Consider the following 20,720-nt stretch of genomic DNA (forward strand, 5'->3'; position numbering starts at 1 on the left):
TCCACCCGCGCCAATCGCCCGGGAAAATGGGGATTGCGGGGTTCCGCTTCAATATTGCCGGGAAACCACCGCGGCTGCAGCGGCCCGGGCAGGCTGCGACACCGGCAAGGGTTTCAAGCCTTCGTCCCTGCCCTTATCTGATGGTGACGAACCGCAACATGGCACCGGCCGCAGCAAGGGGCAGACGAGCAATGAGCGACAGCGAGGCAAGGGATCCGGCACTGGCAGCGCCGGGCGATGGCGCGCCGGCCGAGCGCGAACTGCCGGCCGCCGCCCGCCGTGCCCTCGCCGAAGCCGAGGAACGCCGCCGTCAGGCGGACGCGGAGGCCTCAGCATCCCAGGCCAGGGAGATCAACGGACCCAAGGGGCCCGAACCGATCCGCTATGGCGACTGGGAGAAGAACGGCCTGATCTCGGACTTCTGAAGCCAGTTCCCGTTGCAGCCTGTCATTCTGCCCGTGCCTGAGGCGCGCAACGGCTTCCCGCGATGATTGTGGGCCCATCGTCCTAGACACCCGCACCGCGAGCCCGCGTCAATCTTCCGCTGCGTCAGGAATGCGCAATATTGCGGGCTCCCAGGTCGCCGCTTGATCTCTCACCTGCATAGGAATATTGTCCGGAGACCGTCTCCGATTCGTTGGCCGTTGTCGTGACGCATTCCCGTCGAACCATCTGCAGTTGTATGCTCGCGCTGTTGCTCGCCATCCCGGCCGGCGCCGCGCACGCGGATGACGACGACTACCCGCGGGCAATCTCCGGCCCGGTCGAGGCGCGCGTCCTGAAGGTCCGCGACGGCGACACGATCGAGGTCGAGGCCTTCGTCTGGCCGATGCAGGCGGTTCAGGTCGCGGTCCGACTGAAGGGGATCGACGCACCGGAGAAACGCGGACGCTGCGAAGCCGAGAAAGCCGCCGCGGAGATCGCGAGAGACCGGCTGGTCGCCCTGATCGGATCGGGCAACGTCACCCTCACCGGCATCTCCGGCGACAAATATTTCGGGCGCGTGCTGGCGACACTGTCAGTGCCCGGCCAGCCCGATCTCGGCCGCGTCCTTCTGCGCGAGGGCCTCGTGGTCCGCTACGAAGGCGGCAAGCGCCGCGACTGGTGCGACGGCACCCTCCCCGCCGATCTGAGCGCCGTGGACACCGGCGGCCGGCGTAAGGGCTGACCCGCGCGCAGACGCCGACGGCGGCATCTTCCAATGCCCCTTGCCCATCGCAGACCTGGCGTCCGATACTCCTGAACCAGACACCCGGCCGTAGCGTGCCGTACAGCCGACGATACCGTTTCACGTGAAACAGGATGCTCCATGACAGCCGGGGAAGCGCGACTCGAGGCTATCGTCCGTCAGGCGATCGCCGCGTTCCAGCCAAAGATCGCCGTGCGGCTGTGGACGGGTGAACGCATTGGCCCCGCCGACGGTCCGGTCCTGGCGCTGAACGATCCGGCGGCGATCGCCCGGCTGGCCCTCAGCCCGCGAATCGTGACGGCAGTCGAACTGTGGATGTCCAAGGCGATCGATGTCGAGGACGGCACGATCTTCGACGTGGCGACGGCGCGCTCCGACATCCGGACGCGGGACGCGATGAAGAAGATCGACCGGCTGGCCATCGCCACCGCCCTGCCCGCCCTCTATACGCTGGCACGGCGCGGCCGGAAGGCGGCCCGGTCGGCGCCCCAGAGCGGCACGGGCGCCGGCGCCAGCGGCTCGTCCAAGGCCGCAATCCAGTTCCACTACGACATCTCGAACGATTTCTACCGCCTCTTCCTCGATGAGCGCATGCTGTATTCCTGCGCCTATTTCGATGGCTGGCACGACGACATCGACAAGGCGCAGCACGACAAGCTGGACATGATCTGCCGCAAGCTGCGCCTCAAGCAGGGCGAGCGCTTTCTCGACATCGGCTGCGGCTGGGGTGCCTTGCTGATCCATGCGGCCGAGCATTATGGCGTCACCGGCCACGGCGTGACCCTGAGCCAGGCCCAATACGACCTCGCCCGCGAGCGGATCGTCGCCAAGGGGCTCGAAGACCGCGTGACGATCGAACTGAAGCCTTTCGAGGAGCTCGACGGGCGCTTCGACAAGATCGCCTCGATCGGCATGTTCGAGCATGTCGGCTGGGACAACCACGCGACCTACCTGACCGCGGTACGCAAGCTGCTGCGCCCGAACGGGCTCTATCTGCACCATGCGATCACCCGGCCGGCCAAGACCAGCGATGCCAAGTTTCGCAAGGGGACGCGGGAATATGCGGCGATCATCCGCTACATCTTCCCGGGCGCCGAACTCGACCATGTCGGCCATTCGGCCCAGCTTCTGGAGGCGCACCGCTTCGAGGTCCACGACGTGGAGAACTGGCGCGAGCACTATGGCCGCACCTGCCGGCTGTGGCACGACCGCCTGCTCGCCGCGATGCCGGAGGCCAGCCGCATCGCTGGCGAACCCCGCGCCCGGCTGTGGCTTCTGTATCTCGCCGGCGTATCCCTCGGCTTCCAGCGCGGCGGTCTTCTGATCTACCAGACACTGGCCTCCAGACGGGCCAAGGGTCCGGCCGAGCTGCCGCCCACCCGTCGCGACCTCTACGACTAGCCCGGCACCCGCAGCGCTTGCTTCCGCAAAGCTCTGCCTTCCGGCCGAGAGGTTGCGCCTTCCGCGGGGTTTCCATTGCTCCGGCCGGATCTCCACTGCGCGGCACGACCCATGGGTTCCGTCTAATGGGCGCCCTACCCAGACAGAAACACACCGGCGAAAATCCCTTCGCCACCGCCACACTCCCCCCTTCGCTGTCACCCCGCAACGCTACTCCCCGAGGCGTCCTTATGGTCCGTAAGGTTCAGGGATCAATGGGTTAGCTGCAAGCAGACGCCTCATGCCCACTTGCATGCGGTGCAGCAAACACCCTGCCGTTACCGCTTGCAACAGCCCGTGAGCTTTTCGCCACAGAAAAGCCGCAAGTCTAAAAAGTGCGGTTATTTGCGTCTTTCGCGGAACCACCTGTCGGAGCCGGTCATTGTGCGGCTATCTGTAATCGGGAGTAAGCACGATGAAAAAGTCCTTCTATACCGCCCTTCTCGCCGGCGCCGTCATGCCCTTCGCGGCTTTCGCGCAGGACGCCCAGCCCGCGGCTCCGACGGACACCCCGCCGGCCGCCACCGACAGCGCCATGCCGTCGGACAGCTCCGACGCCGCGGCACCGAGCAGCACGATGGACCCGGCTGCTCCGACCGGCGACGCCTCGGCTGAGACCGACACCGCACCGTCGGCCACCGACGCGCCGACCGACACTGCGGAGAGCCCGGCCGGCACCACCGAGGAACCTGCCGACATGGCCGCCGAGGAGCCGGCTGAAAATGGCGACATGGCCACTGCCAGCGCGGGTGCCGATGGCCCCTTCGTGACCGTCCCGCCGTCCGGCGCCTGGCGCGTGACCGATCTCGACGGCAAGGACGTCTATGACACGGCCGGCGAGAGCATCGGCTCGATCACCGACGTGCTGGTCTCCGAGGAAGGCGACGTGATGGCCGTTCTGGTCGGCGTCGGCGGCTTCCTGGGCATCGGCGAAAAGGATGTCGCCGTCTCGATGAGCGCGCTGGAATTCGGCCCGGGCAAGACCGAAGGTCTGCCGACCGAGGAAGAGGCCAACGCCCAGGCGAGCGCCGCGGCGCCGGCCACGGGTGGCACCGGCATGGCGGCCGATCCGGCTGCCGGCGGCACGGGCATGGGTACGGGCGACGCCAACATGTCGACCGCCAGCACGGACGCGTCGGCCGAACCGGTGACCCCGGTCGTCGGCGAGGACAATCTGCCGGACCGTATCGTCCTCAATGTCTCGCGTGAGCAGCTCGAGCAGGCTCCGGCCTACAACGAGCCGGAAGAGGCCGATGACGGCATGGCGGAAGCCGATGGCGGCGCTGCCGATGGCACGATGGCGCCGGCCGGCGACGCTCCGGCGGCCCAGTAATCCGCCAGGATAAAGCTGTACCGGGCCGTCCAGCATAGCCGCAGATAGACAGAAGGCCCGTACCGATTGGTGCGGGCCTTTTGCGTTGCGACGTCGGGTTTCAAAGCCGGAATGGCACCGCCCCTCGCCGCAACCGGACAGCAGACAATCAAAAGGCCGCTCCCTTTCGGAAGCGGCCCCGTGATGAACGTCAGCCGGCGGTCGTCGAAGACCGCTTTACGGCATCCGCAATTCTCAGGCGAAGCGAGGAGGCTGCTCCGTCGAACCACCGAGAATCATAGACCCAACCGGCTTCAGATTATCACTCGACATTGGATCACCTCCTTCCACTTCGTTGAACACAGGAGGGAGTATGGGAACCCAACGCCTTGGGCGCAAGAGGGTTTTTCGCCCCCGCCTCCCCCCGGCATGGTTCGCGCAAGCCTGAGGTCAGCCGACCGGGTTCACGTCTCCCACGAAGTTCAGAAGATCCACCATCGTGAACTCGCCCGGATTGGCCGATGGCAGCTCCGGCTTCCAGTTCGACCGCAGCCACATGAAGGATTCGTGGTCGCCATGGACGAGGCCGAGGAAGGTCTCGGCGATGATCGTGCTGCCGACGGGGCCGAGGCGACGCCCGTCATGCATGACGCTCGCCTCCTTTAGGATGTAGTACCAGAGCGGCGATGCCTTGTGCATGCCGTGCGCGGCGGCGGCCGCACCATCGTCCCCGCTGTTCGCGATGTCGGACGGAGACAGCAGGTCCGCCCCCATCGCGCGGGCGATGTCCTGACCGCTCGGCAGCAGCACCTGCACCCCGCGCTTGAGGTTGCGGAACGCCAGTTGCGCATGCCGGCCTTGCTCCCCCGGCAGGGAATGCAGGGCCGGAACGATGAACGGGTCGAGCCTGCGGGTCTGGTTGACCTTGAAGTTCGGCTCGGGCGGCGTCCCGAAGTCGTAGAACCGCCGCCAGTCGATGACCCAGTTGGACGGCAGATGGGCCTGTGCACCGCCCGGCGCGTTGGGAAAATCGGCCGGATCGGCCTGGGCGGCGAGATCGCCGATGATCGCGCCGGATTTGCCGGTGAAGGTGAACAGCAATCCGAGGCTTCCCGGCGCCACGCCACCGTCGCGGAAGACGCGATTGTGGTCGTAGGTCTCGCGCACCATCGAGTGCCCGAGACGATAGGCGGCGGCTCCGAACTCGGCCGGGATGTAGGGCCGTGTCTTGAAGCGGTAGAAGCGCCGCCCCCGCTCGCGGATCTTGTCGATCAGTCCCTTCTCGGTAAGGCGCTCCACCAGATCGTAGAGAACGATCCACTGGTAGTGCCATTGCGCCAGACGCCGCGCCTCCTCGAAGGTCTCGCCGCCATCGAGACCCGGCCGTGTCTGCCCGAGCCAGTCGACGATCGCATTGTGGAATTTCAGGAAAGCCAGATGGGTCTGGGCGACCAGCAGGTTCTCGTCGTTGCGTTCGTCGCCGATCAGCGCCCGACCGACCGTGTTTCGGGGCAGGTCGTTCGGCAGCTCCCCTATGTTGCCGCCATCGGGGTCGAAGGACTCCGTTGCCTTGCCGATCAGCAGTTTCGGCGTCTGCCGGCCACGCAGGTCGCGCTGATACATGAAGGGCGCGAGCGCCGGTCCCGGCCCGTAGAGAGAATCGAGATCGAGCGCCGGCGTGCGGAAATTCTGGGTGGCCAGCGGATCCGCAGTCTGCTGGTCCAGCGGCGTCAGATCGAGGGTGATGTCGTGATCGACGAATTGCCCGAGATAGGTGAAGCCGCCGGGAATGTCGGGATTGTCGCCGGCGACGTCGGTCGGCGCCGCGTCCTTCATGGTCGTTGCGAGCTCGAACAGCGGATCGTCGTCGATGATCAGCGGCTCGAGCTTGGGAAACATCCGGCCGAACTTGCCGGGATCGGCATGCCCGTCCAGCGCCTGGAGCGAACGGGCGCTCATCTCGCGCGTCCCGCGACCATGCAACATCTTGATGATATGGGTCATGTCCGTCGTCTCCGAGCAAATGGCCTCGGATCAGAAGGTCAACGGATCGATTGCGCGGAACGCCGATGATGCCGATATCTGTGGCTGCCAGACAAAACAATCACTGAATAAGTGTTCGGCCGCGACGAATTCATTGAATACGCGATCGATGCAGTCAGTTCTTCTGTCCTGACGAAACATACCACGCGCTTACGCTAAGTCAAAACACCGAATGGCGCGTCGGCCGGCATCGCTGCCGGCCGACCTGGCAGTCACCCCTTGCGGTTCTGGCGGTGCTCGACAAGGTCGTCGACGACGCCGGGATCGGCGAGGGTCGAGGTATCGCCCAGAGCGCCGAAATCGTCCTCGGCGATCTTGCGCAGGATGCGGCGCATGATCTTGCCGGAACGGGTCTTCGGCAGGCCCGGTGCGAACTGGATCTTGTCCGGCGAGGCGATCGGGCCGATCTCGTTGCGCACATGGGCGACGAGCTCCTTCTGCAGCGCCTCGGACGGCTCCTCGCCTTCCATCAGCGTGACATAGCAGTAGATGCCCTGCCCCTTGATGTCGTGCGGATAGCCGACGACGGCGGCTTCCGAGACCTTGGCGTGGGAGACCAGCGCCGATTCCACTTCGGCCGTGCCCATGCGGTGGCCGGAGACATTGATCACGTCGTCCACGCGGCCGGTGATCCACCAATAGCCGTCGGCGTCGCGCCGCGCCCCGTCACCGGTGAAGTACTTGTTCGGATAGGTCGAGAAATAGGTCTGCTCGAAGCGCTCGTGGTCGCCATAGACCGTGCGCATCTGGCCGGGCCAGGAATCGGTGATGCACAGATTGCCGTCATTGGCGCCGTCCAGCACCGTGCCGACATTGTCGACGAGCTGCGGCTGGACGCCGAAGAACGGCCGCGTCGCCGAGCCGGGCTTCAGGTCCGTGGCGCCGGGCAGCGGCGTGATCAGGATGCCGCCGGTCTCGGTCTGCCACCAGGTATCGACCACCGGCGAGCGCTCGTCGCCCACAACCCGGTAGTACCAGCTCCAGACCTCCGGATTGATCGGCTCGCCGACCGTGCCCAGCACCTTCAGGCTGGCGCGCGAGGTCTTGGTGACCATCTCGTCGCCGGCCCCCATCAGCGAGCGGATCGCCGTCGGCGCGGTGTAGAAGATGTTGACCTTGTGCTTGTCGATCACCTGCCAGAAGCGCGAGGCGTCCGGGTAGTTGGGCACGCCCTCGAACATCAGCGTCGTCGCGCCGTTGGCGAGCGGCCCGTAGACGATGTAGCTGTGGCCGGTCACCCAGCCGACATCCGCCGTGCACCAGTAGACGTCGCCGTCATGGTAGTCGAAGACGTATTCGTGGGTCATCGAGGCGTAGACGAGATAGCCGCCCGACGTGTGCAACACGCCCTTCGGCTTGCCGGTCGAGCCTGACGTGTAGAGGATGAACAGCGGGTCCTCGGCCTGCATCTCGGCCGGCGGGCAATCGGCGGAGACCGTCTCGCGCGCCTGGTGCCACCACACGTCGCGCCCGTCCTGCCAGGCCACCTCGCCGCCGGTGCGCTGGATCACCAGCATGGTCTTCACCGTCTGGCCGGCCTTCTCGGCAATCTCGCAGGCCCGGTCGGCATTCTTCTTCAGCGGCACCTTGCGGCCGCCGCGCAGACCCTCGTCGGCGGTGATCAGCACATCCGATTGCGCGCCCTCGATCCGGCCGCCCAGCGCGTCCGGCGAGAACCCGCCGAACACCACCGAATGGATCGCCCCGATCCGGGCACAGGCCAGCATGGCATAGGCCGCCTCGGGCACCATCGGCATGTAGATGGTGACCCGGTCGCCTTTCTTGACGCCGCGATCCTTCAGGACATTGGCCATGCGCGACACCTCCTCGTGGAGCCGCCGGTAGGTGATCGCCTTGGAATCGGCCGGGTCGTCCCCCTCCCAGAGGATGGCCGTCTGGTCGCCGCGGGTTTCCAGATGCCGGTCAATGCAATTGGCGGCGACGTTGAGCGTGCCGTCCACGAACCAGCGGATGTCGATATTGCCGGGTGCGAAAGAGGTGTTCTTCACCCGCTCATAGGGCTTGATCCAGTCGAGGCGCTTGCCGTGCTCGCCCCAGAAGCCGTCCGGGTCCTCGACGCTGCGACGGTACCAGTCCTGGTACTGATCGTCCGTCAGCTTCGCCCGCGCCTTCCACTCGTCCTTGACGTGGATCGTGCTCATGCTTTCGCCTCCCGCAGTATCGCCGAAACAGGTCCGGCATTTGGAGGCAATCTAGGGTGAAAGCGCCGGAAGGGTCCAGTTCGCCGCTGTCATACTTTCGCGGGGCAAGGGCACGCGGCGCACCGCCCTAGCCGAACAGGCCGATGGTCACGCTCATGATGATCAGGACGCCGAGCCAGTGACCGGCATTCAGATAGGTTAGCCGGCGCGGACGCGCTTCGTAGGAGTGATTAACGACCATCGCGGTGAGAACGAAACCGGCCCAGGCGAGGATGCCGGTGATCAGCGCGTTGCCGACGGTGACCGGACCGATATGACCAACCAGCCCCGCCAAGACGCCGGCCATCACCAGTTCGGCGATGAAGACGATCGCCAGCGGACCGGGTTTCAGCGCCGGCCGGCCCTCATAGCCGCTGGCCGTCATCCAGGATTTTTCGAGAGCACGGTGCCAGCCGAAACCGAAGGCAAACGCGAGGAGGGCGGCGATCAGCACGCCGAGCGGGCTGAAGTTGGAAAATCCCATGGCGTGATCCTTCGCTGGCCTTGGCAATCCTGCCCGTAACGAGCGAAGCCGCCGGCGGTTTCATGCGGCGGCTACGACAACGCCGCTCGCCGGTTCGCGTGGCGGACCCAAGCCGGCGAAGACAGGGCGCCCCGAACCTCAGCCATAATCGCGGGCGCCAAAGATCGCCGAGCCGACGCGCACGGAGGTGGCGCCGAAGCCGATGGCGATCTCGTAGTCGCCCGACATGCCCATCGACCGCTTCTCCACCCCGGCCTCGGCCGCGATCTTTTCCAGCAGCGCGAAATGCGGCCCCGGCTTCTCCTCGGCCGGCGGAATGCACATCAGCCCTTCGATCGTCAGGCCATGCTCGCTGCGACAGCGCTCGACGAAGGCGACCGCCTCCCTCGGCGCGATCCCGGCCTTCTGGTCTTCCTCGCCGGTGTTGACCTGCACATAGAGGCGGGGATGGCGGTCCTGCTTGGCCATCTCCTTGGCGAGTTCTTTCGCGATCTTTTCGCGGTCGACGCTCTCGATCACGTCGAACAGCGCCACCGCGTCGCCGGCCTTGTTCGACTGCAGCGGCCCGATCAGCCGCAATTCGATGTCGGGGAAGCGTTCGCGCAGCGCCGGCCATTTGGCCTTGGCCTCCTGCACCTTGTTCTCGCCGAAGATCCGCTGGCCGGCTTCCAGCACCGGCAGGATCGTCTCGGCGTCATGGGTCTTGGACACCGCCACGAGGGCCACCGCATCATCCGCGCGCCCCGCCTCCCGCGACGCCTGCGCAATCGCCTGCCGCACCGTCTCCAGCCGCTCCAGCAGCGCTTCGTTCATGTCGTCTCCTTCCTGTGGGGCCGTCAGCGCCGCACCTGCATCACTATCGCCGCAATCGGCGGAATTTCCGCCCCGTCATGTTGAACGCAGGCGTGACAACAGAGTAAGTCAAGCCGCATCCCCCATTCGCCTGCCGGTCGAGATCCGGCGGGACCAGCATCCCGATCGGCCGCATGACCACAGAACGCTACAATCCCCGCGCATCCGAACCTCGCTGGCAGACCGCCTGGAACGAGGCGAAGCTGTTCGAGACCCAGACCGACGCGCCGGGCGAAAAGTACTACGTCCTCGAGATGTTTCCCTATCCCTCGGGCCGCATCCATATGGGCCATGTGCGCAATTATGCCATGGGCGACGTGGTCGCGCGCTACCGCCGGGCCAAGGGGTTCAACGTGCTGCATCCGATGGGCTGGGACGCCTTCGGCATGCCGGCCGAGAACGCCGCGATGCAGAACAAGGTGCATCCGCGCGAATGGACCTACCAGAACATCGCGACCATGCGCGGCCAGCTGAAGTCGATGGGCCTGTCGCTGGACTGGTCGCGTGAATTCGCGACCTGCGACGTCGAATACTACCACCGCCAGCAGATGCTGTTCCTCGACTTCCTGGCCAAGGGCCTGGCCTATCGCAAGAAGTCCAAGGTCAACTGGGATCCGGTCGACATGACCGTGCTCGCCAACGAGCAGGTGATCGACGGCAAGGGCTGGCGTTCGGGCGCCGATGTCGAGCAGCGCGAACTGACCCAGTGGTTCTTCCGCATCACCGATTTTGCCGACGACCTGCTGTCGGCCCTCGACCATCTGCCGGGCTGGCCGGAGAAGGTCCGGCTGATGCAGAAGAACTGGATCGGCAAGTCCGAGGGCCTGCTGGTGCGCTGGGCGCTGGACGCCGCAACGAAGCCCGAGGGCTTCGACGACGTCACCGTGTTCACGACGCGGCCCGACACGCTGTTCGGCGCCTCCTTCGTGGCCGTCGCCGCCGACCATCCGCTGGCCGCCAGGGCCGCCGAGACCGATCCCGAACTGCAGGGCTTCATCGCCGAATGCCGGCGTCAGGGCACCTCCGCCGCGGCGCTGGAGACGGCCGAGAAGAAGGGCATGCCGACGGGGATCTCCGCCACCCATCCCTTCGACCCGGAATGGAAGCTGCCGGTCTATGTCGCCAATTTCGTGCTGATGGATTACGGCACCGGCGCGGTCTTCGGCTGCCCGGCCCATGACCAGCGCGACCTCGACTTTGCCCGCAAATACGATTTGCCGGTGCGCGCCGTCGTCTTGCCGCAGGGCGCCGATGCGGAGACCTTCGACGTCGGAACCGAGGCCTATGTCGGCGACGGCACGATCTGCCGCTCGGATTTCCTCGACGGCCTGTCGCCGGATGCCGCCTTCGACGCCGTCGCCGAGCGGCTGGAAGCCACCACGCTGAACGGCCGGCCCCAGGCCGAGCGTCAGGTCAATTTCCGCCTGCGCGACTGGGGCATTTCGCGCCAGCGCTACTGGGGCTGCCCGATCCCGGTCCTGCATTGCGAGGCCTGCGGCGTCGTGCCGGAGGCTCGCGAGAACCTGCCGGTGAAGCTGCCGGACGACATCGATTTCGAAAAGCCCGGCAATCCGCTGGACCGTCATCCGACCTGGCGCGACGCCACCTGCCCGCAATGCGGCGGCACGGCGAAGCGCGAGACCGACACGATGGACACCTTCGTCGATTCCTCGTGGTATTTCGCCCGTTTCACGGCGCCGCAGGCGCATGAGCCGACCGATCCACAGGCCGCCAATGCCTGGCTGCCGGTCGACCAGTATATCGGCGGCATCGAGCACGCGATCCTGCACCTGCTCTATTCGCGCTTCTTCGTGCGGGCGATGCGCGAATGCGGCCATGTCGCCCTCGACGAGCCCTTCAAGGGCCTGTTCACGCAGGGCATGGTGGTCCACGAGACCTATCGCGACGGCCGCGAATGGGTCGCTCCGGTGGACGTGGCGATCGCCGAAGGCGAGGGGACCCGCACCGCGACGCGCCTGTCGACCGGCAGCCCGATCGAGATCGGCGGCATCGAGAAGATGTCGAAGTCGAAGAAGAACGTCGTCGATCCGGACGACATCATCGCCTCCTACGGCGCCGACACGGCCCGCTGGTTCATGCTGTCGGATTCGCCGCCGGACCGCGACGTGATCTGGACCGAGGCCGGCGTCGAGGGCGCCCACCGCTTCGTCCAGCGCCTGTGGCGCCTCGTCTCCGAGACCGCGCCGCGCATCGCCGGTGCCGACGCCAGCCCGCAGAGCGAGGACGAGGCGGTGCTGACCATCCGCCGTGCCGCCCACCGCGCCGCGGCCGGCGTCGCCGACGACATCGAGCGCCTCGGCTTCAACAAGGCCGTCGCCCGCATCTACGAACTGGTCAACACGCTGGCGGCGTCGGTCGCTGGTGTCTCGGCCGACAGCGACCCGGCCCTGAAGGCCGCAGCTCGCGAAGCGCTGACCATCCTGGTGCGTCTGATCGCGCCGATGATGCCGCATCTGGCCGAGGAATGCTGGACGACCCTGGGCATGGACGGCCTTGCCGCAGCGGCCCCCTGGCCGGACGTCGACTCGGCGCTCCTGAAGGACGACAGCATCACCATGCCGGTCCAGATCAACGGCAAGAAGCGCGGCGACTTGACCGTACCGGCTTCGGCCGGCAAACCTGATATCGAACAGGCGGCGCTGGCGCTCGACGTCGTGCAGGCAGCGTTGGCCGGCAATTCGCCGAAGCGCGTCGTGGTCGTCCCCGGGAGAATCGTCAATGTCGTTCTTTGATGCGGGCCGGCCTCGCGCTCTCGCGGCGCTCTGTCTCCTTGCCGGCGGCCTTGCCCTGTCGGGCTGCACCGGACGGCCGCTCTATGCCGGCGGCCTGACCACCGATGTCATGGCGCCGGACGGGCAGCTCGTCTCCCTGCGCGGCCGGATCGCCGTCTCAGAAGCCGGCAATCGCACCATCCAGATCGTCCGCAACGCGCTGTTGTTCCGGTTGAACCAGGGCACGCGGGTGAGTGAGCCGCTCTATACCGTCGCCCTCAGTGGCAGCGGCAGCGAGATCGGCATCGCGGTCGAGCCGGGCGGGCAGGCCGCGGCGTCGCTCTACTACATGAGCGCCAGCTACACCCTGACCCGGAACTCCGACGGCACCGTGCTGGCGACCGGCACGCGTACCGAGACGGTGCCCTTCGACCGGACCGGCCAGCTCTACCAGAGCCAGCGGGCAGTGATCGACGCGCGCGACCGGGCCGGCAAGGCCGTCGCCGGACAGATCGAGCTGGAAATCGCCCGTGCGCTAACCAAGGCCGGCGTGTAGACACGTCCCCAGGCGAAACGCCGGCAGGGTAGGCGGTCCAGGCGGCCCCTTGCCGGCGCAACAGGGACCTTTTCATGGCGCAGAAGAAACCTGGCGAGGTCGAGGCGTTCCTGTCGCGGCCCGACTTCTCCTATCCGGTCATCCTCCTCTACGGCCCCGATCCCGGCCTCGTCTCCGAGCGTTCCGAGAAGGTCGCCGAGCTCTCCGGCGTCGACCGCAGCGATCCCTTCGCCGCCGTAACGCTGGCCGCCGACGAGCTGGAGAAGGACATTGGCCGCCTCTACGACGAGGCGCAGACCGTCTCGATGTTCGGCGGCACCCGCCTCATCCGCGTGCGCGGCGCGGGCAACGGCAAGTCCCTGGCCGAAGCCGTGGCTGAGCTCTCCGCAAAGAAGCTCGACGGTGCCATCGTCATTCTGGAAGCCGGCGACCTGAAGAAGAGCTCGGCCCTGCGCACCAATGCCGAGCGCGGCAAGTTCGCCATCGCCTTGCCCTGCTACCAGGACGAGGGGCGGGCGATCGACAGGATGATCGACGAGGAGATGCGCGAGAGCGGCCTGACCATCGGCCGCGCGGCGCGGGACGAATTGCGCGCGCGCCTCGGCGCCAACCGCATCGCCTCACGCGGCGAGATCCGCAAGCTCTGCCTCTACGCGCTGGGAACGTCGTCAGTAACGGAAGAAGACGTGCGCGCCATCGTCGGCGACGTCTCGGCCGACACGCTGGAAGAGACCATCGATGCCGCGGCCAGCGGCGAGGTGCGGCGATTGCCGCATCTGATCGACCGGCTGGTCTCGGCGGGCACCGCCACCTTCCAGCTCCACCAGCAGCTCTTGCGCTATTTCCAGCAATTGCAGACCATGCGGGAGATGGTCGAGAAGGGGGGCGAGCCCGTCGGCCGGGTGGTGGAGCGACGTCGCCCGCACTTCCGGCGCAAGCACGCCATGGAGGTTGCGCTCTCGGCCTGGCCGCTCGACGCGATCACCATGATCCTGCAGCGGATCGATGCCGATATCCTGGCCAGCCGCAAGGAAGGCGGGCTGGCCCTGACCATCACCCGGCAAACCCTGCTCGACGTCGCCGTCGAAGCCGCCCGTCTGCGCACGCGCCACTGATTCACGGATCATCGTGGCGAAATAGCCAGCTGCGACAGCGGCTTATTCGCGTACGCAGCAGCTATACGCGGAATGTTTCACGTGAAACGGAGCGCTCGCGCCCTGTCAGAGATCGCGCGTCCGCGCCGTCTCGGAGACGCGCTGGACCCGCGTCTGGAGCAGGCCGCAGATCTCGTCGAGCTGCTCCAGATCGGCATATTCGATCCGGATCGATCCGCCTTCGCCCTTGACGTCGATCTCGACCGGCATGCCCAGAAGCTCCGCCAGCAGCCGCTCCAGAGCCAGCGCGTCGGAATCCTTCTCGAGGGCCAGTGCGGCCTTCGGCCGGCTCTTGCCGCCGGACGCCTTCTTCGGCTTCGCGGCCTCGCCCGCTGCGGGCTGGCGCGCCAGCTCCTCGGCCTCGCGCACGCTGAGGCCGCGCGAGACGATCTGCTTGGCCACGGACACCGGGTCCTCGGCCGTGACGACCGTGCGCGCCGCGCCCGGCGACAGCGTCCCGCTGGCCACCATTGTGCGGACTTCCTCGGGAAGCTTCAGAAGCCGCAGCGTATTCGCCACATGGCTGCGGCTTTTGCCCAGCACATCGGCGAGATCGGCCTGGGTATAGCCATGCTCGTTGATCAGCATCTCGTAGCCCAGCGCTTCCTCAACCGCATTGAGGTCGGCGCGCTGGACGTTCTCGATGATGGCGATTTCCAGCGACTGGCGGTCGCCGATCTCGCGCATGACCACCGGCACTTCGGTGAGGCCCGCCGCGCGCGCGGCCCGCCAGCGGCGCTCGCCGGCGACGATCTCGAAACCGTCCGGCACGCCAGGGCGCGGCCGCACCAGCAACGGCTGCACGACGCCATGATTGCGCACCGACGCGGTCAGATCGTCGAGATCGGCCTCGTGGAAGGTGCGCCGCGGATTGTTCGGATTTGGCGAAATCGCGTCGATCGGAATATGCCGCTCGGCCGGGATGGCCGGCGGTGCCGGCTGCTCGGCCTGGGCGCCGAAACCCTGGCCGGGACGGGCAGGGGCCGATCCACCGGCCCCGATCAGCGAGGCGAGTCCACGCCCGAGACGCTGGCGCGACTTGTCTTCGTTCATCTTGGTCTCCCCATTCCTCGGCGCGCCCGCGCCATCCCCGTCCGTTGCATCGGGGTCTTCGCCCGCCCTTCCGTGATCGCCATATCGGTTGTTCATGCTGCCTGCAGCCCGCGTTCGCGCTGGATGATTTCCGAGGCCAGCCGGATATAGGCCTGGCTGCCCGGACATTTCATGTCGTAGAGGATCGCCGGCTTGCCGAAGGACGGCGCTTCGGAAACCCGCACATTGCGCGGGATGATCGTCTCGTAGACATGGTCGCCCATATAGGACCGCACGTCCCGCACCACCTGAGCCGCCAGATTGTTGCGACCGTCATACATGGTCAGCACGATGCCATGCAGGTCGAGCGTCGGGTTCAGCGAATCCCGCACCTGCTCGACCGTCTGCAGGAGCTGGCTGAGGCCTTCGAGTGCGAAGAACTCGCACTGCAGCGGCACCAGGATGGAATCGGCCGCGGCCATGGCGTTGATGGTCAGGAGGTTCAGCGACGGCGGGCAGTCAATCAGCACGAAGTCGAATTGCGGCGTCTCGACCTGGTGGAAATGCAGCGCGTCGCGCAGCCGGTAGGCGCGGCCGGTCGCGCCTGCGATCTCCATCTCGAGGCCGAGAAGGTCCAGCGTCGAAGGGATCAGGCTGAGATTGGGCACGGCCGTCGGCATGGCGGCCTCGGTGATCGAGGAGGCTTCGGTCAGCACGTCGTAGGACGACACTTCGCGATTGTCGCGATCGACGCCCAGCCCGGTCGAGGCATTGCCCTGGGGATCGAGGTCGATCAGCAGCGCACGCTTGCCGATCGCGGCCAGTGCCGTCGCAAGGTTGATGGCGGTCGTCGTCTTGCCGACCCCGCCCTTCTGATTTGCAATCGTGATGATCCGCATCGGCTGTCCGCTCATCGCATCCATCGATCCGCTCCCGCTCCGCCATCGAGCGGTGTCGGCTGCCGACCGGAGAGGACCGGTCCCGTCTCCGCCTGGGCTGCCGCCGCTCAGCGCGGCGCGATCTCGTCGATCTCGAGGACGACAGATCCGTCATCGAGGCTCGATTCATGCTTTATCATGCTGAATCGCCAATGGGCAGTCGCCGCGTTAATTTCCTGTTCATGGTTGCGCCCCTTCTGGAAGAAGCAGCGCGTATCGGCCCGGATATGCGGCGCCACGAGGGCGAAGAGCTCCGTCAGCGACGCCAGCGCCCGGGCGGTCACGATATCCGCCTTGGCGAGCACGCTTCCGCAATCCTCGATCCGCGCCGCATGGGCCGTTCCGGTGAGGCCCAGATCGCGCTGGACCGCCCGAAGGAAGGCGATCTTCTTGCTGTTCGCCTCGACGAGATCGACGCTGAGGCCGGGGCGCGCGGCGGCGATTACCAGTCCGGGCAGGCCCGCGCCCGACCCCAGATCCGCGCAGAGCGTAGCTTCAGGAAGAAGCCGCTCGAGCGCCAGCGAATCAGCGATGTGCCGTGACCAGACATCGCCGATCGTCGCCGGCGCGACGAGGTTCATCCGGGTCTGCCATTCGGTCAGCAATGCAACGTAGCGGTCTAGTCGCTCGAGCGTTTCACGTGAAACATTATGTGTGGACAGGAACTCCGCCCGTCCGCGCTCCTGCGCCGCCGCCACTTCTGCCGGACGCGGCTTCGGGGCCGAACGCGTCTTGGTTACCGGGCGAACGTAAGGCCTCGCCGGCTTTTCCGAATCGCGATCACGCCGCATGGGAGATCTCCACCCGGCGCAACGCGACCAGAATGATCGCCAGGGCGGCGGGGGTCATCCCGTCGATGGCTTCGGCCTCGGCAATCGACGCCGGGCGCCGGTCCATCAGCTTCTGGCGCAGCTCGTTGGAAAGGCCGACCATCGCCATATAGTTCAGATCGGCCGGAAGTGCCCGCTTCTCGTCCCGGCGCAGCCGCTCCTGATCCTTGCGCTGACGGTCGAGATAGACGTCGTAGGCTGCCTCGATCTCGATCCGTTCCCGGATCGGACCGGAAAATTCGGCAAGCTCGGGCCAGACAATGGCGAGCCGATCGAGATCGACATCGGTCTGGGACAGGAGTTGCCAGGCCGACCGCCGACGCCCGTCGAGATTGACCGGCAGCCCATGGCGCTGGGCTTCCGACGGCGTCAGGGTCGATGCTTCCAACTTTGTGCGCGCTGCTTCCAGCGCGGCTTCGCTCGCCTCGAAGACCGTGCGGCGCTCGGCGTCGATGATGCCCAGCGACAGCCCAAGCGGGGTCAGCCGCCGGTCGGCATTGTCGGCGCGCAGCGACAGCCGGAACTCGGCCCGCGACGTGAACATGCGATAGGGCTCGGAGACACCGGTGCGGGTGAGATCGTCGATCATCACGCCGATATAGGCGTCGGCCCGGCCGATGGTGACGGCCTCGCTGCCAGCGGCCAGCAGGGCGGCGTTCAGGCCGGCGATCAGGCCCTGTGCGGCAGCTTCCTCATAGCCGGTCGTGCCGTTGATCTGGCCGGCCAGGAACAGCCCCTCGGCACGGCGCACGGCCAGGCGGCGGTCAAGTTCGCGCGGATCGACATGGTCGTATTCGATGGCATAGCCGGGCTTGCGCAGCTCGACCCGCTCAAGGCCGGGGATCGACCGCAGGAAGAGTGTCTGAACGTCCTCCGGCAACGAGGTCGACAGGCCATTGGGATAGATGGTGTCGTCGTCCAGACCCTCTGGCTCCAGGAAGATCTGATGACCGTCGCGATCGCCGAACTTGACGATCTTGTCCTCGATCGACGGGCAGTAGCGCGGACCGTTGCCAGAGATCTGTCCGGAGTACAGCGCCGAACGTCCGAGATTGTCGCGGATGATAGCGTGGGTTTCCGGCGTCGTCCGCGTGATCCCGCAGTCGATCTGGCGGTTGGCGATGGTCCTCGTCAGATAGGAGAAGGGCACGGGCACATCGTCCGGCGCCTGGCGGTCGAGACCGGCCCAGTCGATGGTGCGGCCATCGAGCCGCGCCGGCGTGCCGGTCTTCAAACGGCCGAGCGTCAGCCCCAGACGGGCGAGCGTTCCCGACAGGCCGGACGAGGGATCTTCGCCCATCCGACCGGCGGGTATCTTTTGGTCGCCGATATGGATCAGCCCCGAGAGAAAGGTCCCGGTGGTCAGGACAACGGCGCGGCAGGTCATGGTCCGGCCGTCGCCGAGAACGATCCCGGTGACACGGTTCGTATAGTCGAGGGTGAGATCGGCGACATCGCCCTCGATCACCTCGAGGCCCGACTGGGCGCGAATGGCGGCCTGCATCGCCTCGCGATAGAGGCGGCGATCGGCCTGGGTGCGGGGGCCGCGCACGGCCGGTCCCTTGCGGCGGTTGAGCAAGCGGAACTGGATGCCGGCAGCATCGGCGACCTGACCCATCAATCCGCCAAGCGCATCGATCTCGCGGACGAGATGGCCCTTGCCGATCCCGCCAATGGCGGGATTGCAACTCATCGCCCCGATCGTATCGAAGCGGTGGGTGACGAGAGCAGTGCGGGCACCGGCGCGCGCGGCCGCGCTGGCCGCTTCGCAGCCCGCATGACCGCCGCCAATGACGACGACATCGAAAGAGTGTTCCATGGCGATGGGTAAAGACCGCGCCGTGCGGATCTGTCAATCCGGGCGACGTTGCCACGTAACGAAACCGGGTTCAGTGCGACCTGTGGACACTGACCCGGTGTTCCACGTGAATCATTTGCCGATGCAGAACTCGGAAAAGATCACCTCGAGCAGATCCTCGACGCCGACCTGACCGGTGAGCGCGCCAAGCCGATGGCTCGTCCGGCGCAGGGTCTCGGCGCGGACTTCCGCCGGCATATCGGGCGCCGCCTGGAACTCGGTCAGAAGCCGCAACGCATCGTTGATCAGTTCCCGGTGGCGCGTGCGGGCGGGGACGACATCGTCGGGATCGCCCACGGCTATCGCGGCGATATTCGCGATCCGGTCGACCAGGTCAGCGAGCCCTTCACCGGTGCGAGTGGAGATCGCGAGATCGCAGCCGGGGTCGTGGGGAGGAGCGCCGCCGGTCAATTCGTCCTGATCGATCTTGGTGCGGATGGTGAGGATCGGCCGGGTGGATGCGGGCTGATCTTCGGGCGTCTCGTCCGGTGCTGGTTCCTGTCCGGCGAGCATCAGCGGGTGTTTCACGTGAGTCAGCAGTCCGCTCAGCCATTCCAGCGTCGTCGCGCCGGCATGCGGGTCCACCAGCGCCAGGACGAGATCGGCCTCATCCATCACCGCGCGCGCCCGCTCGATGCCCATCGCCTCGATCCGGTCGGCCGTCTCGCGGATGCCTGCCGTGTCCGAGAAGCGCACGGGGATGCCGCCGAGGTCCAAGGTTGCCTCGATGACGTCTCGCGTGGTGCCGGGGATTTCCGTGACGATGGCGACTTCCCGGTCGGCCAGCGCATTCAGAAGGCTGGACTTGCCGGCATTGGGCGCGCCGACGATCGCCACCTTGAAGCCTTCGCGCAGGATCTCGCCGCGGTCGGCCTTGGCGAGATGCGTCCGCATGGCCTCGGCGACCACGGCGACTTGGCGTTCGACGCCGCTGGCGACGTCGTCGTCCACATCGCCTTCGTCGGCAAAGTCGAAGGACGCCTCGATCATCGCCCGGGCATTGGTAAGATCGCGCATCCAGCCTTCGTAGAGGGCCCGCAGGGCACCGCCGGCCTGGGCGACGGCCATACGGCGCTGGGCTTCGGTGCTGGCCGCCAGGAGGTCGGCAAGGCCTTCGGCTTCGGTCAGGTCGATCCGACCATTCTCGAAACCGCGCCGGGTGAACTCGCCTGCCACGGCCAGACGCACGCCGGGGATGGTTGTCGCTGCCTCCAGGAAGGCCGATACGACGGCGCGGCCACCATGCAGGTGGAATTCCGCCAGATCCTCGCCGGTAACGCTGCCCGGGCCCGGGAAGAACAGCGCGATGCCCCGATCGATCGTCCGGTCGGCAGCGTCGCGGAAGCGGCGCAGGCTGGCGCGGCGCTCCGGTGGCACCGATCCCGCCAGGCGCTCCATGACCTCCCGCGCAGCCGGACCGCTGACGCGCACGACGGCGACCCCGGTGGGCAGGGCGCCTGAGGAAAGGGCGGCGATGGTGTCGCTATGGGTCAAGCAGGGCCTCGATAGGCTCGATTCAGATGGCTGCGGGTTCAATGGCGGCCGGGGCTGGACAGAGGCCGTTAGGCTACCCGACAGATCACCGCGCCGGTCGCGCTGCGCAATTGCAGCGGCACGACTTCGAAGACATGTTTCGGCGTACCGGCAGCGGCCCACACAGTCGCATGCTGGAAGAGGTCCTCGTCCATATAGACGGAGAGTTCCGCGGTTGCACCGAGCGGCGAGACGCCGCCGATGGAAAAGCCCGTCGCAGAGCGGACGAAATCAGCGTCGGGGCGCTCGAGGGCCTCGCCGATGGTCTGGACCGCCAGCGCCTCGTCGACGCGATTGGCGCCGGATACCAGCAGCAGATAGGCCTTGCCAGTGTCCTTGCCGCGGAAGACCAACGACTTGACGATCTGGCCTACACTGGCGCCGACCGCCTGGGCCGCCTCCTCGGCCGAGCGCGCGGAGCTGCTTGTCTCGATGACGGAAATCTTCAGTCCCTTGTCGATTGCCGCCGCCTCGACCCGTGCCACGGCTGCCGGTTTCTCGCCCATTCTCATCCTCCCCCCGATGCGTCCTGCCGTTTTCGGGCCGGCGCGGAGCGGAATCAAGAG

General features: G+C 66.7%; 17 protein-coding genes. 7 read left to right on the forward strand and 10 right to left on the reverse strand.

Translation table 11 applies throughout. The annotated features are described in order from the left end of the window. The first annotated feature begins 191 nt into the window (after nt 1–191). The 4 genes from J3367_RS05375 (at nt 192) to J3367_RS05390 (ending at nt 3,962) form a co-directional block, all read left to right on the forward strand. A complete protein-coding gene (locus tag J3367_RS05375) occupies nt 192–425 on the forward strand; it encodes a DUF1674 domain-containing protein (RefSeq protein WP_024352199.1) in 234 nt (77 codons plus the stop codon). A gap of 257 nt (nt 426–682) precedes the next feature. After that, nucleotides 683–1,168 carry a thermonuclease family protein gene (locus J3367_RS05380; protein ID WP_024352200.1) on the forward strand — a complete coding sequence of 162 codons (486 nt, stop codon included), beginning with the start codon at nt 683–685 and terminating at the stop codon, nt 1,166–1,168. Nucleotides 1,169–1,309: 141 nt separating this feature from the next. Next, entirely contained in the window at nt 1,310–2,590 is a 1,281-nt protein-coding gene (locus tag J3367_RS05385; protein WP_024352201.1) for an SAM-dependent methyltransferase, read from the forward strand. A 454-nt stretch (nt 2,591–3,044) separates the two neighbouring features. Beyond that, on the forward strand, nt 3,045–3,962 hold the full coding sequence (locus J3367_RS05390; RefSeq protein ID WP_024352202.1) for a PRC-barrel domain-containing protein: 918 nt from the start codon (nt 3,045–3,047) through the stop codon (nt 3,960–3,962). Nucleotides 3,963–4,391: 429 nt separating this feature from the next. On the opposite strand, the gene J3367_RS05395 is transcribed toward J3367_RS05390, so the two are convergent. From J3367_RS05395 to J3367_RS05410, 4 genes are all read right to left on the reverse strand, one after another. Continuing rightward, complete coding sequence (locus J3367_RS05395) at nt 4,392–5,945, reverse strand: peroxidase family protein (protein WP_024352203.1); 1,554 nt, start codon at nt 5,943–5,945, stop codon at nt 4,392–4,394. A 251-nt stretch (nt 5,946–6,196) separates the two neighbouring features. Then, complete coding sequence (gene acs / locus J3367_RS05400) at nt 6,197–8,146, reverse strand: acetate--CoA ligase (RefSeq protein ID WP_024352204.1); 1,950 nt, start codon at nt 8,144–8,146, stop codon at nt 6,197–6,199. Nucleotides 8,147–8,273: 127 nt separating this feature from the next. Continuing rightward, nucleotides 8,274–8,669, reverse strand: coding sequence for a DUF1761 domain-containing protein (locus tag J3367_RS05405; protein ID WP_024352205.1), 396 nt, complete (start codon nt 8,667–8,669; stop codon nt 8,274–8,276). Nucleotides 8,670–8,807: 138 nt separating this feature from the next. Continuing rightward, the gene (locus J3367_RS05410) at nt 8,808–9,482 is read right to left on the reverse strand and encodes a YggS family pyridoxal phosphate-dependent enzyme (RefSeq protein ID WP_024352206.1); all 675 of its coding nucleotides are present in this window, start codon (nt 9,480–9,482) and stop codon (nt 8,808–8,810) included. A 173-nt stretch (nt 9,483–9,655) separates the two neighbouring features. On the opposite strand from J3367_RS05410, the gene leuS reads away from it, so the two are divergent. The 3 genes from leuS (at nt 9,656) to holA (ending at nt 13,924) form a co-directional block, all read left to right on the forward strand. Beyond that, nucleotides 9,656–12,274, forward strand: a complete 2,619-nt coding sequence (gene leuS / locus J3367_RS05415; RefSeq protein WP_024352207.1) for a leucine--tRNA ligase — start codon at nt 9,656–9,658, stop codon at nt 12,272–12,274. After that, a complete protein-coding gene (locus J3367_RS05420; RefSeq protein ID WP_024352208.1) occupies nt 12,261–12,809 on the forward strand; it encodes a hypothetical protein in 549 nt (182 codons plus the stop codon). Before leuS ends, J3367_RS05420 begins: the two co-directional genes overlap by 14 nt. Before the next feature lie 74 nt (nt 12,810–12,883). Further along, nucleotides 12,884–13,924 (forward strand): DNA polymerase III subunit delta, encoded by a 1,041-nt coding sequence (holA, locus tag J3367_RS05425; RefSeq protein ID WP_024352209.1) that lies wholly within the window; start codon nt 12,884–12,886, stop codon nt 13,922–13,924. Nucleotides 13,925–14,029: 105 nt separating this feature from the next. On the opposite strand, the gene J3367_RS05430 is transcribed toward holA, so the two are convergent. From J3367_RS05430 to J3367_RS05455, 6 genes are all read right to left on the reverse strand, one after another. Then, nucleotides 14,030–15,016: a ParB/RepB/Spo0J family partition protein gene (locus tag J3367_RS05430; RefSeq protein ID WP_024352210.1), complete on the reverse strand. Its 987-nt coding sequence runs from the start codon at nt 15,014–15,016 to the stop codon at nt 14,030–14,032. Between the two features lie 92 nt (nt 15,017–15,108). Beyond that, entirely contained in the window at nt 15,109–15,894 is a 786-nt protein-coding gene (locus J3367_RS05435; protein ID WP_373279299.1) for a ParA family protein, read from the reverse strand. A gap of 107 nt (nt 15,895–16,001) precedes the next feature. Next, complete coding sequence (rsmG, locus tag J3367_RS05440) at nt 16,002–16,724, reverse strand: 16S rRNA (guanine(527)-N(7))-methyltransferase RsmG (RefSeq protein ID WP_024352212.1); 723 nt, start codon at nt 16,722–16,724, stop codon at nt 16,002–16,004. Continuing rightward, nucleotides 16,714–18,582 (reverse strand): tRNA uridine-5-carboxymethylaminomethyl(34) synthesis enzyme MnmG, encoded by a 1,869-nt coding sequence (gene mnmG / locus J3367_RS05445; RefSeq protein WP_024352213.1) that lies wholly within the window; start codon nt 18,580–18,582, stop codon nt 16,714–16,716. The genes rsmG and mnmG overlap by 11 nt, the downstream gene beginning before the upstream one ends. 111 nt (nt 18,583–18,693) lie before the next feature. Next, a complete protein-coding gene (gene mnmE, locus J3367_RS05450) occupies nt 18,694–20,115 on the reverse strand; it encodes a tRNA uridine-5-carboxymethylaminomethyl(34) synthesis GTPase MnmE (protein WP_024352214.1) in 1,422 nt (473 codons plus the stop codon). Nucleotides 20,116–20,183: 68 nt separating this feature from the next. Further along, a complete protein-coding gene (locus tag J3367_RS05455) occupies nt 20,184–20,660 on the reverse strand; it encodes a YbaK/EbsC family protein (protein ID WP_024352215.1) in 477 nt (158 codons plus the stop codon). Between the last annotated feature and the right edge of the window lie 60 nt (nt 20,661–20,720).

The sequence above is a fragment of the Aurantimonas sp. NFXS3 genome (genome assembly GCF_049132005.1).
Taxonomy (GTDB): Bacteria; Pseudomonadota; Alphaproteobacteria; order Rhizobiales; family Rhizobiaceae; genus Aurantimonas; species Aurantimonas coralicida.